Consider the following 17723-nt stretch of genomic DNA (forward strand, 5'->3'; position numbering starts at 1 on the left):
CTACTTCAGCACCCTCACCAGCGGCTTACCCATGCACATCGGCGGCTCCTGAATCCCCAGTCCTGCTGACAGCGTCGGTGCAAGATCGGTGATGCTGAACTCATCGGCATACCGCCCCGCCTTGAACGGCGCGCCATAAAAAATCACCGGCACATGCGTGTCATACGAAAACGGCGAGCCATGCGTCGTCCCTGTCGCAGGCTTGCCTGTTCCGGCGATCATCCACGGCTTCAAAATCATCACCACATCGCCGCTGCGCTCGCCATTGAACCCGTTCGTGATGCGCTGGCCGATCACGCCGGGTGCCCGGCCTTCCAGCAGTTGGTCACGACCATACACCGCATGAAACACGCCGGTGGAGAGCGCCCATTCGCGGATGAAGGCGGTCAGCGCATCCGGCTGCACCTTGTTCGTCTCCAGAACTGCGTGGTCATAGTAGAGGTTCCCATCCACCAGTTTCGGCTTCAGGCTGCCCTTCGGAAGCATAAAATAGCGGCCAGGGCCAAAACGCTCCGCCACCTTCCCCTGCAGTTCCACCAGCAGATCCACCACCGGCGGCCGTTCACCGTCCAGCCCCTGCTCCTTGGCATTTTCAGGCGTCGGTGCCACCGCATGGTCCGCCGTCAGCACCATCACCACATTGGCCATGCCCACCTTCTTGTCCAGATAGGCAAACAGCTCCTTGAGCTGCCGGTCCAGGCGCAGCGTGATGTCCTGCACCTCCTGCGAATACGGCCCAAACTTGTGTCCGCAGTAGTCGATGGATGAAAACGACACACACAGCAGATCCGGCTTCTCTCCCTGCCCCAGTCCTTCTCCTTCGATCGCCGCCTTCGCAAACTCCGCCAGCAGTTGATTCCCAAACGGCGTGGAAAGGATCGGCTCGTATCCCTCCGCCTCTTCCTTGATCACCTTGTGCGGAAAGGTGCTGCCTTTCTCACCCGCAAGGTGGCCCTCTCCCGCCGCTTCGTCCGGCACCGGATACTGCTTTTCATCCAGCAGCCGCTCCCACGTCTGGCCCACAAACGCATCGGGCCGCTTGCTGTCATTGAAAGCCTTCACCCACGCCGGCAGCTCCGTCTTGTAATAGCTGCTCGTGATGAAGTTCCCCGAAGCCGCCTCAAACCAGTACGCCCCCGTCGGCTTTTTCCCCGCTGGCAAAATCGCCCCGCGATCCTTCACCGAAATGCCCACCACCTTGCTGCCCCAGTGCAGCCGCATCTGATCCGCCACCGTGGCCCCAATAAAGTTGCGCGGCGACCTCTGCCCTTCCTTCGCATCCGTTCCCACGCCTTTCACGCCATCATCCTCCACGCAATACATCATCTCCCCGCTGCGCTTGTCGAACCAGTCATTAGAGATCACCCCATGCATCATCGGCGGGCTGCCGCTGAAAAAGCTCGCATGCCCCGGTGCTGTGATCGTCGGGTAATAATTGTACTGCGCAAAGGTCATGAAGGCCCCCTTGTCAGTCAGCTCACGAAATCCACCATCCACAAACTGCGAATGAAAGCGCTCCAGGTAATCATAGCGCAGCTGATCCACCAAAATCGCCACCACCAGCTTCGGAGCCTTCGGAGGAACGGCCTGCGCAACCGTCGTGCACGTGAAAAGAGCGATGAGAGAAAGGAGGGTCTTGGGCTTCATGGAAAAAAGAGAATCAAGTTAACGCCCCTCCTGCCAGCACAGTTTCAGCGACATCACTTCAAGGTTGCGGCGTTCTGCGTTCTCCATCCAGCATCCAGCCCTCACTCCCCGCTTGAACTCCCGGGCAACCGCAGGCATCGGGACCACGTAAATCACTCACGAATGTCTTCCCCTGCATCCACCCAGCTCGCAGCCCATGTTCGCGGCATCTCCAAGAGCTTTGGTGATGGCGGTTCAAAGCTCCAGGTGCTCAAGGAGATCGAACTCGAAGTCCGCCCCGGCGACATCACCATGCTTGTCGGCCCCTCGGGCTGCGGCAAGACCACCCTCATCAGCATCATCGCCGGCACTCTGCTGGCGGATGCAGGCGAACTGCACGTCTTCGGCCATGACCTGCGCAAGATGTCCACCGCCGCCATCACGCGCTTTCGCGCAAAGCACATCGGCTTCATCTTCCAGTCCTTCAATCTCATCCCCACCCTCACCTGCGCGGAAAACGTCAGCGTGCCCCTCCTCATCCAGGGCGTCTCCGCCTCCAGGGCCGAAAAACGCGCCAAAGAAGTGCTCGCCCAGGTCGGCCTCGGCGATCGCTTCAAGCACCGCCCCTCCCAGCTTTCCGGCGGCCAGCAGCAGCGCGTCGCCATCGCCCGCGCGCTCGTTCACGAGCCCCAGCTCATCATCTGCGACGAACCCACCGCCGCACTCGATGCCAAGAACGGCCACGTCGTCATGGAACTCTTCGAAAACGTCGCCCGTGGCAAGGACCGCGCCGTCCTCATCGTCACCCACGACAACCGCATCTTCCACCACGCCAACCGCATCGCCAGCATGGACGACGGCCGTGTCGTCGAAATCCACGATGTGGATGCCGACCATCCTCCCCCCGAGCATTTGAAGCATGTGGAGAAGCTGTGAGGCGAAACCGCCGGTCAGCCATTAAAGCGTGTCGTGCAGGGTCAAGCGTCGAGCCTCGACCTCCGGAGTACGACAGGCACTCTTGCCTGTCGATCAGCGCTCCGCCATCCCCCCAGCTCCGCTCATCCCATTGCGGCGCGGTCCCGGTTCCGGTGCCCGCACCCGCAGAGTGCGGACCACGCCACGCTGCCGCCTGCATCATGCCACGGGCTCTGTTCCCGCATCTTCCTGCAGCCCACTTCCTTCCGGCGCCTCCTTCGCCGCCTTCATGTCCGGCATCGAGTCCAAATAAAGCGCCTCCACCTTCGCCCGCGCCCAAGGTGTCTTTCTCAAAAACGTCAGGCTCGACTTGATGCTCGGTTGCCAGTTGAAGCAGTTGATTGGAATCATCCGCCCCAGCATCTCCCACCCGTAGTGTTCGACGAGCTGCGTCACCATCATCTGCAGAGTGATGCCATGGAGCGGATTCTTGGGACCTGCGGCGTGCATGAAATGTTTGTCGTTGGAGTTTATTTAGTCGGCTTCGGGCCTTGGATGATTTCGGCCTGCTCTTTGGCGCTCAGCGCTTTCACTTTAACATAGCTGCCATCAAAATAAGCGCGCGCTCCATGGTAATAGCTGGTGTTCGCACCCGTGATTTCCAGCTTCCTGTCCCGCCAAATGAAGCTGAGATTGGTCTCGTCCGTTTTCTCCTTGTCCAGCCCCTTGTCGCTATACCACCCGATGGGGCTGTTCCACATGGCCACACCCGAAATATCGCCGCCGTGCGAGGTCGGTCCGCGCACCACCGAAATGGAAAAATAGAGATGCCCGTCCTTCTCCACGACCTCGACGCTGCCACCGCGGCTGTCGCTCCACTTTCCGGTCAGATTTTCGTCCTTCCATTCATGGATCAAGCCCTTCAGCCACTCCGTCCTTTCATCTTCCAACCCCGCTGCAGCCTGAAGATATTCAGGCGCGTCCAGCGGCAGATCATCTTGTCCGCCCACCCCCGTGAACATGGGTGAGCGCGCCAGATAATCGCGATATTCCACCCACGCCCGCTGGTCATCCTTCAGCTTGTTAAACTCCGCCTCCGGCAGCTTCTGCTTCGCCGCTGCCCAGGCTTCATTCAGCGCGCGATCCGCCTTCTCATACAGCGCCTTCGCCTCCTTCGCGCTGAGCTGCTTTTCCTGCGCGTGGCCCGTGCTGGCACAGGCCGCCGCCAGCAGCAGGCAGGTGAGAAGTAAAATCACATTTCGCATGTGGCACCAGATTACCTGCGCGCACCGGCATGTCCACGGTTTGCCTCGGGTTCTTTAGATTTCTTGGACCGTCCTCAAAAACCCGGCCTTGAACTCAACGCCGCGAGTTCATGATCCGCCACAGACCCAAAGCCAGCACCGCGAGCAGCCCCAGCCCGCCGCCCCAATACAAACGAGACTTGTCAGCTACTGGCTCCGGCGTCGGCTCCGCTCCGATTTTCACGGTCTGTGGCAAAAGATCCGCGATCTGGCTCAGCTCCGGCAGTTGCTGGCCCGGCATTGCCTGGGCCTTCACCATCTGTTTCCAGTCCACCGCCATCACAAGGTCCACGCCGGGATTCTGCTCCTTCACCTGGCAGGAGCAGGAGCCGATGAGGAACTGCGCCGCACGGTCCACCGTCTCCACCTTGATGCCCTTCCCCACCAGCGCATAGAGCACACGCCCCTGCCCAAAGATCGGAAACGCGATCGGCTCCTTCAGGCTGCGCAGGTCCGGCTCGCTCGCCAGCAGCATGGCAATAAAGGCGCTCTCAGCCGCATCATCGCGTTTCAGCCGCAGCGTGGAAAAAGCCAGGCGCAGCCCATCACCTGGGATCGAGACGAGCCCGTTCTTTACATCCTGCTGGTCCAGTTTCGGCAGTTCCATCACACTGCTCAGATATTCCAGACGTTCGTCCAGAAACCGCGCCGCCTCGGCATCCTTTGCCTGGTCTCCGCACTCCAGCAGCACCCACACGGCGCTTTCGCCATTGCCCAGCCGCTCCGCGATCTGCTGCCGCGCCGGTGAGTCCACCAGCAGCTTCACATTCGCCTCAGTGTAGTCCGCGGACCAGATCACCTCGTCGTTCCGCATCATCACCGGCTGCCGCAGTTCGATCCGCTGCGCAGCGCCGACGGTGACTTTGAAATTTCCCTCCAGCTTCACCCCGTGCGGCACGCTGACGCGATAGGGGTCTGCCACCCAGTGCTCCAGCGCATAACGAAACACCGGCACGGAGCATGCCAGCGCAGAGGTGGCGCACAGGAGGAGAATGAGGGCAGTACGGCGCAGCATGGGCACCCGCACAATACGCGGCGGTTTGGATGAATTCACATCCATAGCGCGTTTTAGTTCGACCATGCGCTCGCTCCTGCTCCTGCTCGCTCTTTCCACCGCCAGTGCCAATGCCGACTGGCCCACCTACCTGCACGATGCCTCGCGTGTGGGCGCGACCACGGAGGGCCTTCAGCTCCCGCTGCAGTCCGCGTGGATGTTTGAGTCCGCCTCCGCACCACAGATGGCCTGGGCAGGTGAAGACGGCCGCGTCTTTGAAAATCACGTGATGCTCAATCGCATCCACTTTGACGAGGTCTTCCACGTGGCCATCAGCGCAGGGAAGATCTTCTTTGGCTCCTCCGTGGATGGCCGCGTCATCTGCCGGGACCTCTCCTCCGGGCAGGACGAGTGGTCTTTCTTCACCAACGGGCCCGTGCGCCTGGCGCCTGCCATCTCGGAGGGAAAAGTCTATGTGGGCTCCGATGACGGCTATGCCTACTGCCTGGATGCCAAAACGGGCAAGCTCGTATGGAAGCTGCGCGCCGGCCCGCATGACGAGCGCATCCTGGCACGCGGTCGCATGATCTCGCGCTGGCCCGTGCGCACCGGTTTGCTGGTGGACGGCGGCATCGCCTACTTCGGCGCGGGCGTGTTTCCGCATGAGAAGGTCTTCCTCTACGCCGTCGAGGCCGCCACTGGAAAGATCATCTGGAAGAACGATGCGATCAGCGAGAAGGACGCCGGCCGCAATGACCTCTCACCGCAGGGCTACCTGCTGGCCACGAAGGACATTCTGTTTGTGCCCTCGGGCCGCTCACTTGCAGTCTCCATTGATCGCAAGACCGGCGAGCTCCTCGTCAAACCCGAACCCGGCTGGCGCGGCGATGCCGGCGGCCCCATCGGCGGCACGCAGGCCTTTCTGGCCGATGATCAAATCTATGCCGTGGGCGAGCACCACATCCTGGCGCTGGATCAGGAGAAGCAGAAGTCCGGCTATGCGTGGTTTGCCGGGACGCAGATGACTCTGGCCGGAGACATGGGCTACATGGCGGATGGCACCAAAATCATCGCGGTGGACCGCCCCAAGCATGCGGAAGGCACACGCATCCGCCATGGCCATGAAGCGGCCATCTCCAAGATCTCTTCCACATTAAAGAAGGATCCCGCGCTGGCCGCGGCGAAAAAGCTCCAGGCGGCCGAGTCGGCAGCGCGCAAGGTGAAGGACGATCCCAAGGCCTTTGCCAAGGCCCAGGCCGAGCTTGCCGCAGTTGCCGAAAAATACGAGCCTCTTCGCATCGCCTACAAGGCCAAGCAGGATGAGGTCGCGAAGCTCAAGGCCGAGCTGGCCACCCTCACCGATGCTGGCGTGAAATGGACGCTCGAGACGCCGCATCAGTCCGCGCTCATCATCGCGGGCAAAACGGTCGTCGCAGGCGGCAAGGGTGAAGTGATTGCCATCGATGCCGAAACCGGCAAACAGGTCTGGAAAGCCGCCGTCGATGGCGAGGCGCGCGGCCTGGCTGCTTCAGACGGCCATCTCGTCGTCAGCACCACCACTGGCCGCGTGTACGTGTTTGGTCAGAAGCCGGCCGAGGTGATCGCTGAGAAGAAGCCGAATGATTTCCCCTCGGACAAGGCGCATGCGGAGGCGGCGGAGGCCATCCTGAAGCAAACCGGCATCACCAAGGGCTTCTGCATCGTGCTGGGAAGCGACCAGGGGCGCCTCGCCTATGAACTCGCCAGGCGCAGCGATCTCGTCATTTTCGGTGTCGATGCCGATGAGAAAAAAGTCGCCGCCGCACGTCAGGCGCTTCTTCCCACCGGCCTCTACGGGCCACGTATCACGGTGGACCACCTTGACCTGGCAGTGATGCCGTTTTCAAACTACTGCGCCAATCTCATCGTCAGCGACAGCTCGGAGCCCCTGGGCGTCCCGGCGGATGTGGCGATGCATCTCAAACCCATCGGCGGCAAGTTTTGCTTCAAGGCCTCGCCAAAAGCCGAAGCCTGGCTGGCTGAAACAAAACTGAAGGAAGAAAAGGCCACCCTCTCGAATGCCGATGGCTGGAGCGTGCTGACTCGTACCGCACTGCCGGGCGCCAGTTCCTGGTCCCACCAGTACGGCAATGCCGCGAACACTTCCAGCACAGACGACCACCGCATCAAAGGCGGCCTCAGCGTGCTCTGGTATGGCGATCCCGGCCCGGGCAAGGTCGTCAACCGGCATGATGGAGCCGTGGGGCCCCTTTCGGTCAATGGCCGCCTGTTTGTGCAAGGAGAAGACAGCGTAATGGCCTATGACGCCTACAACGGCCAGTTCCTCTGGGAGACCAAGAACCCCGGTGCCATGCGCATCGGCGTATACAATGCCCGCGAACCCGGCAACATGGCAGCGAGCGATGACTACCTCTTCATGCTTATGGAGGACGAGTGCATCCAGTTTGATGCAGCCACGGGCAAGATCGTGCGCACTTTGAAAATCCCCGGCGCGGGCACCAAGAAAGACCTGCAGTGGGGCTACATTGCCGTGCAGGACGGCCTGCTCTACGGCACCGAAACCGAGCGCGTGGAGAAGGCCGCGGAAGTCGCCCGCCGCGGCAAGACCGGCTCCATTTCCACGGACCGCATCTTTGCCTTTGATGTGAAAACCGGTGCGCTGAAGTGGACGCACCAGGGCAAGCACATCTCCCACGTCAGCATCGCCCTCGGAGACGGGCGGCTGTTCTTCATTGATGCCTCCCTCACGCCCGAGCAGCGCGCCCTCATGCTGGCGCAGGACAAGACCGACCTCGCCAAGCTGACGGGCAAGGAGCGTGAGCTGGCCGAGGACCGCATCAAAAATCACGACCTGCGCATGGCCGTGGCGCTGGATGCCGCCACAGGCAGGCAGCAGTGGGCAAACCCGGTGGATGTGACGGATTGCAGCGAGATCGGCATCGGTGGCGGAGCACTGACCCTCATGTATCACAACGGCCATCTCGTGCTCGGCGGCGCCAATGCCAACGGCCACTACTGGGAGCAGTTCCTCAGCGGTGAATTCAAACGCCGCCGCCTCGTCGTGCTGGATGCCAACAAGGGTGACAAGCTCTGGGCCAAGGACGCCAACTACCGCCACCGCCCCGTGGTGATCGACAACGAAATCATCGCCGAACCCTGGAGCTACGATCTCTACACCGGCGCTCAAAAAACCCGCAAGCATCCCCTCACCGGCGAGGAGTCCGCCTGGATGTTTGCCCGCCCCGGCCACCACTGTGGCGCCATCTCCGCCACGCCAAACATGATGTTCTTCCGCTCCAAGTTCACCGCCTTCTATGATCGCGATACCGACAGCGGCACCGAACATTTCGCCGGCCATCGCCTTGGCTGCTGGATCAACACCATCCCCGCCAACGGTCTCGTCATGATCCCCGAGGCCAGCGCGGGCTGCGTCTGCCTCTTCTCCATCGCCAGCACCGTGGTGTTCGAGCCGCGTGAAGACCGCATGAACTGGGGCGTGTACAGCGCCGAGGGTCCATCGCTCCCCGTGCAGCACATGGCCCTGAACATGGGAGCCCCTGGCGACCGCCGCGATGCTCACGGCAAGCTCTGGCTCGGCTACCCCCGCCCAAGCAGCCGCGCGGGCATTGATCTGCCGCTCGATCTCAAACCCCAGTACACCAGCAAGGCCGGCGGGGCCTACGCCTTCAGCTCCGAGAGCCAGGCCATCTCAGGCCATGACACGCCATGGATCTTCACCAGCGGCCTGCGCGGCCTGACCACTCTCGAAATCCCCGTCCTCGCCAAAGGCCAGCCGCCCGCGACCTATACCGTGAAGCTTATGTTTGCCGCCATGGCGGATGATCAGCCCGGCCAGCGTGTGTTCGACATCAAGCTCGGTGGCAAAACCGTGCTCAAGGCCTTCGACCCCGCCACGCGCAAAGGCGCCATCGTCGAGCAGTTTGAAAACATTCCCGCCACCGACAAGATCCTGGTGGAGTTCATTCCCGTCTCTCCCGATTGCGCCCCCATTTTGAATGGCATCGAAATCCTGCGCACCAATGCCACGGAGATCACTGCGGGTGTCGTGCAGCGTTGAAAGTTGCATTAACGGATCCACGCTCATTTTTCGCACACTCGTTTAGTTTCTCTTTGCCATGAAATACCTTGCCCTGCTTGCACTCATTTCCACCGGCTACGCTGCAGAAACCCGCGACGCCCTTTTCCAGAAAAGCATCGAGGAAATGTTCCCCCGCCTCGTCGAAACCCGCCGCGACATCCACAGCCACCCGGAACTTCCGAATGAAGAGGTCCGCACATCGAAGCTCGTCGCCGACCGCCTCAAGGAACTCGGATTCACCGACATCAAAACCGGCGTTGCCAAGCACGGCATCGTCGCCCTGCTCAAAGGCACGCAGGACGGCCCCTGCGTCGCCGTTCGCGCAGACATGGACGCCCTTCCCATCAAGGAACTGCGCAGCGTCCCATACCGCTCGCAAAATCCCGGTGTCATGCACGCCTGCGGCCATGATGTCCACGTCACCTGCGCCCTCGGCGTTGCGGAGCTTCTCTCCCAGCATCGCGATCAAATCAAAGGCAGCGTGAAGTTTCTCTTCCAACCCGCCGAGGAGGCCATGCCCGCCACCTTCGCCGGCGACTGGGGTGCCAAGCTCATGGTCGCGGAAGGTGCCATGGAAAACCCCAGGCCCGCCGCCGTCTTCGGCCTGCATACCACAGCAGTTGTGCAGCCTGCGGGCACCACGGATGATGCCACGCATTATCTGAAAGCAGGCCAGATCGGCTACACACCCGGCATCGACAATGCGAACAGCGACCGCTTCCACATCACCATCCGCGGCAAGATGGCGCACGGCTCCTCCCCTCACAAGGGTGTGGACGCCATCGCCGTCGCTGCGGAGGCCATCATGGCCCTGCAGATGATCAAAAGCCGCCAGACCAACACACGCCAGCCCCTCGTCATCAGCATTGGCACCATCAGCGGCGGCGACCGCGAAAACATCATCGCCGAAAAAGTTGAGCTCGGCGGCACCGTCCGCACCTACGACGCCGCCTTTCGTGATGGTGTCATCGTGCAGATGGAGCGCATCCTCAAAGGCATCACCGAAGCCCATGGTGCGACCTATGAAATGGAGTACCGCAAAACCTACCCCAGCATCCTCAACGACCGCAAACTCATCGAGGCCACCCTTCCCGCCTTCCGCCGCATCGTCGGTGTGAAGAACGTCATCGAACTCATCCCCGGCATGGGCGGTGAAGACTTCAGCTTCTTCGCCCAGGTCGTCCCCGGCTTCTACTTCCGCCTCGGCGTCGCCAACGAAGAAAAAGGCTTCACCTACGGTGGCCACACCCCCATGTACGACTGCGATGAAGCCAGCATCAAAACCGGCGTCGCCGTGATGGCCGCCGCCCTTTGCGATTTCCTCGACGCCTCAGCGAAGTAAGACGCGTCAGGAAAAGTACTCGTGAGCTTTAGCTCACTCTGGAATCCCCAGCGCCCCCGTTTCCCAAACATCGCCCAAGGGCAACTGACGCCCTTCTCCGTCAATTTTCAGTTCTCACCTTTCAGTTCCCAATTTTCAGTCCTCCGCTTTTCTACCGCGCTTCGCTCTCAGCACCTCCTCAATCTCCCCCAGCGGCAGACAGTTCACCACATCCTGCCGCGTCAGCCATCCCTTCCGCGCAGCTTTTATCCCATAGATCACCGCCTGCAGCCCGTGCGTGCTGTGCGCATCCGGATTGATGCTGCACTTCACGCCCTTCTCCTTCGCCAGCTTCCACCAGCGCCAGTCCATGTCCAGCCGCCACGCGCTCGCATTCAGCTCAATGATCGTCCCCGTCTCCGCCGCCGCATCGATCACCGCCGCGATGTTCACGTTGTAAGCCGGACGTTGCAGCAGCAGCCGCCCCGTCACATGCCCCAGCATCGTCACATGCGGATTTTCAATCGCGCGGATGATGCGCTTCGTCATCTCCGCCTCCGGCAGATTGAAAACGTTGTGCACAGACGCCACCACGTAGTCGAGCTGCGCCATCACTTCATCGCTAAAGTCCAGGCTGCCATCTTTGAGGATGTCCACCTCACTGCCAGCAAAAATGCGGAACCCCTCTTCCTTCATCTCCTCATTCAGCACTTTGATCTCCTGCACCTGTGCCAGCAGCCGCTTCTCGTCCAGCCCGTTCGCCTGGAACGAAGACTTGCTGTGATCCGCAATGCCCAGGTACTGCAGCCCAAGGTCATGCGCAGCATCCGCCATCTCGCGCAGCGTCGCACCACCATCGCTCGCCGTCGTATGGTTATGAAAAACACCCCGCAGATTCTCCAGCTGAATCAGCCGCGGCAGCCCGCCATGCTCCGCCGCATCGATCTCCCCTTTGTTCTCCCGCAGCTCAGGATCGATGAAATCAAGATCCAGCGCACGATACAGCTCCGCCTCATCATGGATCGGCGGAATCACCGGCGCATCTCCACGCTCCGCAGTAAAGCCATACTCATTGAGCGACCACCCACGCGCCAGCGCCCGCTGCCGTATCGCCACATTGTGCTCCTTGCTTCCGGTGAAATACGCCAGCGCAAAGGGGAACTCCTTGTTTGAAACCGCTCTCAGATCGCACTGCACACCGTGAGTCACATGCACGCTCGCTTTCGTCGGCCCTTTGGCGATCACATCCACCACCAGCGGCAGCTTCACAAAGTCTTCGATCACCTCCTCAGGCTTTCGCGTGGACACCAGGAAATCCAGATCATGCACCGTCTCCTTGCCACGGCGGTAGCTGCCGCACACCTCCGCATGCGAGACGTCCGGATGCCGCCGCAGCGCCTCCAGGATGTCCAGCACCAGCGGATGCACCGTGTCCATGCGAAACTCCGACGCATGCTTCTCACGGAAGGCGATGCTCTCCAGAATCTTTTCCACCGTCTTCCCACCAAAACCCGCCAGCTTCGCCGCCTCTCCGCTTTCACAAGCCCGCTTCAAATCCGCGAGCGATGAAACACCCAGCTCCGCATGCAGTGCCGCCACCTTCTTGGGTCCCAGCCCCTGCACATCAAACAGCTCAAACAGCGTGTCCGGAAACTCCGCCTTCAGCTTCTCATAAAACTCCAGCCTCCCCGTGGTCGCCATCTCATGCAGCTTGTCCCGCAGCGCCTCGCCCAGGCCCTTGATGCCCGCCAGCTTGTTCTCCGCCGCCATCTGCATGATGTCCCCGCTGTAGCTCTCCACAATCTCCGCGCCCGTCCGGTACGCCCGCACCTTGAAGGTGTTTTCCCCCTTCAGCTCAAGCAGCAGGGCGATGCGTTCAAAGAGGGTGGCGGCGTCTTCACGGGTCATGCGCGCACCATGGCGTGAGTTGCCGCGAGGTGAAGCACGAAATCATCCCCCGCCCTTCTTTATGCCTGCCTTCCCCTCATTCACTCACGCGCGCCGTTGCAGCCGGAAGCTCAGCGCGGCAAAGACGAACGTGCTGGCGATGAGCAGGGTGCTGAGCGCATTGATCACCGGCAGGCTCCGGCTGGTCCTCATCATGCTGGCCACCCGCAGCGGCAGCGTCGTCGTACCCGGCCCGGACACAAAAAAGGTGATGACGTAATCATCGATCGAAAGCGTGAAGGCCAGCAGCCCTCCCGCCAGCACCCCGGGCAGCAGCAGCGGCAGCAGCACCTTCTGGATCGCCTGCCTCCGCGTGGCCCCCAGATCCCGCGCGGCATCCAGCAGCGTGAAATCAAAGTCCTGCAGCCTTCCCAGCACCACCATCGTCACAAAGCTCAGGCAAAAGGTCACATGTGCAATCCAGATGGTCATCAGCCCCGTTTCCACCCCCGTGAGCACAAACAGCGCCAGCAGCGACATGCCCATCAGGATGTCTGGCATCACCAGCGGCAGCGTGACCAGCATGTGATGCACATCCTGCAGCCATGACCGGAACCGATGCAGGGCATACGCCGCGAGAGTTCCCAGCGCCATCGCTGCCAGCGAGGCCGAGATCGCGATTTTCAGCGTGATCCATAGCGACTCCCAGACCTCCCCCGCCGCCCACAGCTTTTCATACCACTGCGTGGTAAATCCCTCCCACTCACCACCAAACCGCGAGGTATTGAAGGAGTTCACCACCAGCACCACCAGTGGCGCAAACAAAAACAGGATCACGCAGCCCGTGATAAATCCTGGCAGCCTGGAGCGCTTCACGCCTGCTCCTTTCTCCCAAACTGCTGCCACAGGGCGATCACGAGCATCGGCACCAGCACCGCCAGCATCAGCCCTCCCGCCAGCGCGCTCGCATGGGGCAGGTTGCGGTCTGAAAACACCCGCTGCGCGATCTTGCTGCCCAGCATTTCATCCGACGTTCCACCCACCATCTGCGGGATCACATACTGCCCCAGGCAGCACACAAACACCATCACGCCCGCCGAGATCATGCCCCGCCGAACCCCGGGAATAAACACCTTGGAAAAAGCCCGCCACGGTCCCGCGCCGAGATCTCGCGCCGCATCCAGCAGGCCAAAATCAAACTTCTCCGCCGCGGCATACAGCGGCAGGATCGCAAACGGCAACTGCGTGTAAATGAGCACCAGCAGCACCGTCCCCGCATGGTTCAGCAGCATCGCATTTTCAGGAGCCAGATGCAGCGCCACCAGCATCTTCGTCAGCGGCCCTTCCGGGTGCAGCAGAGACTTCCACGCAAAAATGCGGATCAGGAAATTCGAGAGAAACGGGATCACCACCATCAGCAGCAGAACCTGCCGCATGCGCTGCCCGCACCGCGCCATCTGAAAGGCCATCGGCAGCGCCAGTGCCAGACACACAATCGTCGTCGCCGCGCTCAGCCACACGGTCCTCCACAGAATGGGCAGATAAGCCGGATCGTTCACTTCCTCCAGCGTGGCCAGTGTCCACCCTTCCCCCACCCCGCCCTGCAGGTCCGCCGGTCGGAATGCCGTCACCACCACCAGAACCGCCGGCACCACAAAGAACACCGCCAGCCACGCAAGAGACGGCAGCGTGATCAGCCATTGCTTGGACGCTTTCCGTGCCGCGCTCATGCGTCCGCCTCCAGTCGCACCACGCGGCCTTCATCCGGGTGAAAACTCATCCACACCTCAGTGCCCCGCACAGGATCGATCCCCCCGCCGCTGAATCGGCTGCGCTGCATCTGCGCCAAAACGCTGTGCTCGCCTGAGCGCACACGATATCGCGTGTGCGAGCCGAAATACGCCACGTCCTCCACCACCCCGGGGAAGGCATTCACTCGTTCTCCGCTTTGCGGCCGGCTCAGAGTCAGACTGATCTTCTCAGGCCGGACCATGATGCGCATCGCCCGGTTTGAAGACACCGCCCCGTTGCTCTGCACCAGCGGACTGCCCAGCCCTTCCACCATCACCCGCACATAGCCCTCATGCTGCAGTTCCACCGCCACGCCGTTGAAAAAATTCGCATCGCCAATGAAGGAGGCCACAAAGCTGCTGCGCGGCGTCTCATACAGATTCTCCGGTGAGTCCACCTGCTCCACCCTCCCCGCATTCATCACCGCAATCCGGCTGCTCAGGCTCATCGCCTCGCCTTGGTCATGCGTCACATAGATGAAGGTCGTCCCCACCTGCTCGTGGATCGTGTTCAGCTCCATCAGCATGTGCTGGCGCAGTTTCAGGTCCAGCGCCGCCAGCGGCTCGTCCAGCAGCAGCACCTGGGGCCGGTTCACCAGCGCACGGGCTATCGCCACCCGCTGCCGCTGCCCGCCGCTGAGCTGCGCCGGGCGCTTCCGGGCATGCTCTTTCAGCCGCACCAGTTCCAGCATGCGATCCACCCCGCTGCGGATTTCCTCCTTGGGGCGGCGGCTCATTCGCAGCCCGAATGCCACATTCTCCCACACACTCAGATGCGGAAAGAGCGCATAGTTTTGAAACACCGTGTTCACCGGCCGCTGCTCCGGTGGCAGCGCCGCAATGTCCTGCCCCCCCAGCAGAATCCGCCCCCGGTCAGGACTTTCAAATCCCGCGATCATCCGCAGCAGTGTCGTCTTCCCGCAGCCGCTCGGGCCCAGCAGGGAAAAGGCCTCCCCCTGCCCCACCGTCAATGTCACATCATCCACGGCGCGCTGGGTGCCGAAGGATTTGGTAATGCGGTCGATAACGAGAAAATCGTCCATGCTGGGGTCAGGGCTGGTACTCTAAACTGCAAACATTGCATGTGGCAAGAAGCTTGCGGGATTCGATGGAACGGGCCAAGCTTCCCGGAATGTCCTCCCGTTTTGAAATCCTGCGTCCTCTCGAAGAAGACACCGCCAGCAAGCTCCTGCTCGTCCGCGACAACAAGCGCGGTGACGAACTTCGCCTCCGGCGCTTCAAAACCAAAAAGCAGGAGGAGATCGATGGCCTGCAGGAGCTCTTTCGCCAGCTTGCCCCTCTTCAGGATCCGCATCTGGACCGTTTGATCGACTTCGGCGCGGACAAGGACGGCTTCTATTCCATCGTTGCAGGTCCTCTCCCCGGGAAAACCCTGACTGAAGTGCTCGAAGGCGGCCCTCTCACGGAAAAGGAGTTTGAAGCCGTGGCCACTCAGCTCCTGGACGTCCTCTCCGTTCTGCATGAGGAAGCCATCGTTCACGGCAGCATCCGCCCGGATTACGTCCGCATTTCTGGCAAGTCTGCTGCCGAATGGAATATCACCCTCCATGGATTCGGCCAGGGCTTCGCCGGTCGGGATGACAGCAAGGAGGAGCAGATCCGCTCCTACCGCTGCACCGCTCCGGAGCAGTGGCAGGACGGCACCACCCGCCGCCGCACCGACGTTTATGCCCTCGGCTGCGTCCTCTATGAGGCCCTCACCGCCAGACCTCCGTTCGATGCCCGCGTTCTGAAAGAACTCCGCGGCAAACATATCGGCCACGATCTTGCCCCCCTGCAAAAACTTGCCTCCCACGTCCCCGGCTGGATGTGCTCCTGGGTCATGTATCTCATGGCTGTCGATCCCGAGCAGCGCCCGCGCAAAGCCGCTGCAGCCCGTGATCTGTTTCAGCGCCGCGAAGCCCCATCGTTGTCAGAACCCTCCGCCCCCCGTGCGGACTCCGCACCACCCGCTGCCCCACCCGGCCCTGTTGCCACGCCTCCGCAGACCAATCTCATCCAGCCTCAGATGTCCGCCCCCGTCATGCTGCCCAATCCGCAGCTCGGCGCGCGCAATGCGACCTCCAGCACCATTCCCATCAATCCCGGCCCGCACGTAGGCGCCAGCAAACCCAAGCGCCCCAGCTCCGTCATCACTCCCGCACCTCGTAAATCCGCCGCTCCTCCCGCCGCGGCTGCCCAGCCAGCCGCGAAGAATCTCAAGCCCATGATCATCGCCGGAGCGTCCATCGTCCTGCTCCTCGTTTCTTTCATGGTCACCCGCTGCGGCAAGGAACCCTCTGCCACCAAGTCCGCGCCCGCACAAAAGAAGCGCTGAGCCGGACGTTCGTTCTTCGGACCTCCTGCCTTCAAACAAATGAAGCAGGCATTTCTGCCTGCTTCATTCAACCCACCTTCCTCACACTTCTCCTCAAATGGAATTCAGGAAGTCGATCAGCTGCTGCACCTGCTGCTTGGTCAGTTTCAGGTAGCGATCCTTGGCCACCTTCCCCTCGCCATCGTGCGCCTTGATCGCTTCATCGATCGTCGCCGCACGTCCGTCGTGCAGATACGGTGCGCTGGCACGCAGCCCCCACAGCGGCGCTGTCTTGATGTCCCGCACATCCGCCGTGCCTTGCGCAATGCCATCTCCCAGCGTGCCCATGTCATGCAGCAGCAGGTCGGAGAACAGCCACACCTCCTGCCGGTCGAGCGCCAGAATCTTGTTCGGTCCGGTCATCATCAGCGGCACATGGCAGACCGCGCAGCCGGTGTTTTGAAACACGTTTCTTCCCATCGCGGCTGAACTGGTCAGCGGCAGCCGTGGCGGTGCCCCCAGGTAGCGCATAAAGTCGGCCACCCGGTCGATGTCTCCCCGGCCCGTTGCAGGATCCACCACATCCTCCGGATCCACCACCGTGTCATACTGCGCCAGCAGCTGCTGGTTTCCGTTCGGTGCGTTCTCCACCGGGAAGAGACGGCTCGTGATGCCCATCTCATTCAGATACGCATCCCCGGCAAAGCTCAGCAGCGTCGCCTGCTGTGCCTTCCACCCAAACCGCCCGATCAGTGTTTTCCCCGTCGCCGCGTCCGCCACCTTGGAGACCTTACCGATCGCCCCGTCCAAAGGCGTCCGCTTCACATTGCGCAGGATTTCATCATCCGGAATCGCCTCGATCAGTCCCAGCCCAAACAGCGGCGTTGAGTTGCGATGCGCCACCACATTCGCCTCAGGTGGCACCACCTCGTGCAGCACAGAATTGATCTCCATCTCCTGCTGCAGCGATCCCCCCAGCGAGGCCAGCGGATCAAACACCCCGTTCGTCGTCCTGCCAAAGCGCGTCACATTGATCGGCCCCGCACCGCCTGTGGCAGGTGCGCTATGGCACGTCACACACGAGTTACGGTTAAAGATCGGCCCCAGTCCGCCTGCCTCGTTCTCCGGACTTTCAAAGTCATCTTTGCCGTCCAGGAATGCCGCCATCTGCGCCTTCGTCAGCCCGGGCAAAGCATCGCCAAACTGCGGCGGCTTCATTGCATTGGGCGGCGCAGTTGGTGCATGGGGCGGATGCGGAGGGCGGTGCGATGGATGTTTCGGCGGCTGCTGCCCCATGGCATAACCCCCGAAGGACCATGCCGCTGCAAACGTTAGATAGGTGGTGAGACGGATCGCTTTCATGACAAGATTGGGTTGCCTGCAATCACGCTCGTGCGTGATCTCGTTGACCCAAAAAATCCCGCCGCACGGAAATCGTTACCCGTTTGTTTCATCTATTTTCATTTTTTC

Annotated in this window: 13 protein-coding genes; 4 read left to right on the plus strand and 9 right to left on the minus strand. The window is 61.5% G+C overall.

All coding sequences use genetic code 11. From position 1 onward, the window contains the following. A complete protein-coding gene (locus ACILSO_RS08520; RefSeq protein ID WP_395736959.1) occupies nucleotides 1-1647 on the minus strand; it encodes an alkaline phosphatase family protein in 1647 nt (548 codons plus the stop codon). 162 nt (nucleotides 1648-1809) lie between these two features. On the opposite strand from ACILSO_RS08520, the gene ACILSO_RS08525 reads away from it, so the two are divergent. Next, entirely contained in the window at nucleotides 1810-2562 is a 753-nt protein-coding gene (locus ACILSO_RS08525; protein ID WP_395736960.1) for an ABC transporter ATP-binding protein, read from the plus strand. Between the two features lie 198 nt (nucleotides 2563-2760). Here ACILSO_RS08525 and ACILSO_RS08530 read toward each other — a convergent pair whose 3' ends face one another. From ACILSO_RS08530 to ACILSO_RS08540, 3 genes are all read right to left on the minus strand, one after another. Further along, nucleotides 2761-3051, minus strand: coding sequence for a VF530 family DNA-binding protein (locus ACILSO_RS08530; protein ID WP_395736961.1), 291 nt, complete (start codon nucleotides 3049-3051; stop codon nucleotides 2761-2763). A 20-nt stretch (nucleotides 3052-3071) separates the two neighbouring features. Continuing rightward, nucleotides 3072-3797 (minus strand): lysozyme inhibitor LprI family protein, encoded by a 726-nt coding sequence (locus tag ACILSO_RS08535; RefSeq protein ID WP_395736962.1) that lies wholly within the window; start codon nucleotides 3795-3797, stop codon nucleotides 3072-3074. 103 nt (nucleotides 3798-3900) lie between these two features. Then, entirely contained in the window at nucleotides 3901-4860 is a 960-nt protein-coding gene (locus ACILSO_RS08540) for a hypothetical protein (RefSeq protein ID WP_395736963.1), read from the minus strand. 64 nt (nucleotides 4861-4924) lie between these two features. Between ACILSO_RS08540 and ACILSO_RS08545 the strand changes: the two genes are divergently transcribed. Continuing rightward, complete coding sequence (locus ACILSO_RS08545; RefSeq protein ID WP_395736964.1) at nucleotides 4925-8917, plus strand: PQQ-binding-like beta-propeller repeat protein; 3993 nt, start codon at nucleotides 4925-4927, stop codon at nucleotides 8915-8917. A 58-nt stretch (nucleotides 8918-8975) separates the two neighbouring features. Beyond that, nucleotides 8976-10280, plus strand: a complete 1305-nt coding sequence (locus tag ACILSO_RS08550) for a M20 family metallopeptidase (protein WP_395736965.1) — start codon at nucleotides 8976-8978, stop codon at nucleotides 10278-10280. Between the two features lie 135 nt (nucleotides 10281-10415). Here ACILSO_RS08550 and polX read toward each other — a convergent pair whose 3' ends face one another. The 4 genes from polX to ACILSO_RS08570 form a co-directional block, all read right to left on the minus strand. Continuing rightward, entirely contained in the window at nucleotides 10416-12167 is a 1752-nt protein-coding gene (polX, locus tag ACILSO_RS08555) for a DNA polymerase/3'-5' exonuclease PolX (protein ID WP_395736966.1), read from the minus strand. A gap of 84 nt (nucleotides 12168-12251) precedes the next feature. Then, nucleotides 12252-13022 (minus strand): ABC transporter permease, encoded by a 771-nt coding sequence (locus ACILSO_RS08560; protein ID WP_395736967.1) that lies wholly within the window; start codon nucleotides 13020-13022, stop codon nucleotides 12252-12254. Continuing rightward, complete coding sequence (locus ACILSO_RS08565) at nucleotides 13019-13876, minus strand: ABC transporter permease (protein ID WP_395736968.1); 858 nt, start codon at nucleotides 13874-13876, stop codon at nucleotides 13019-13021. Before ACILSO_RS08565 ends, ACILSO_RS08560 begins: the two co-directional genes overlap by 4 nt. Next, the gene (locus ACILSO_RS08570; RefSeq protein WP_395736969.1) at nucleotides 13873-14979 is read right to left on the minus strand and encodes an ABC transporter ATP-binding protein; all 1107 of its coding nucleotides are present in this window, start codon (nucleotides 14977-14979) and stop codon (nucleotides 13873-13875) included. The genes ACILSO_RS08565 and ACILSO_RS08570 overlap by 4 nt, the downstream gene beginning before the upstream one ends. A gap of 89 nt (nucleotides 14980-15068) precedes the next feature. Here ACILSO_RS08570 and ACILSO_RS08575 point away from each other — a divergent pair, with 89 nt between their 5' ends. Next, nucleotides 15069-16274, plus strand: coding sequence for a serine/threonine protein kinase (locus tag ACILSO_RS08575; RefSeq protein ID WP_395736970.1), 1206 nt, complete (start codon nucleotides 15069-15071; stop codon nucleotides 16272-16274). Nucleotides 16275-16367: 93 nt separating this feature from the next. Here the strand turns inward: ACILSO_RS08575 and ACILSO_RS08580 are convergent, their stop codons facing one another. Further along, nucleotides 16368-17615, minus strand: coding sequence for a di-heme oxidoredictase family protein (locus ACILSO_RS08580; RefSeq protein ID WP_395736971.1), 1248 nt, complete (start codon nucleotides 17613-17615; stop codon nucleotides 16368-16370). Nucleotides 17616-17723 lie beyond the last annotated feature (108 nt).

It is taken from the genome of Prosthecobacter sp. (assembly GCF_044226605.1).
GTDB lineage: Bacteria > Verrucomicrobiota > Verrucomicrobiia > Verrucomicrobiales > Verrucomicrobiaceae > Prosthecobacter.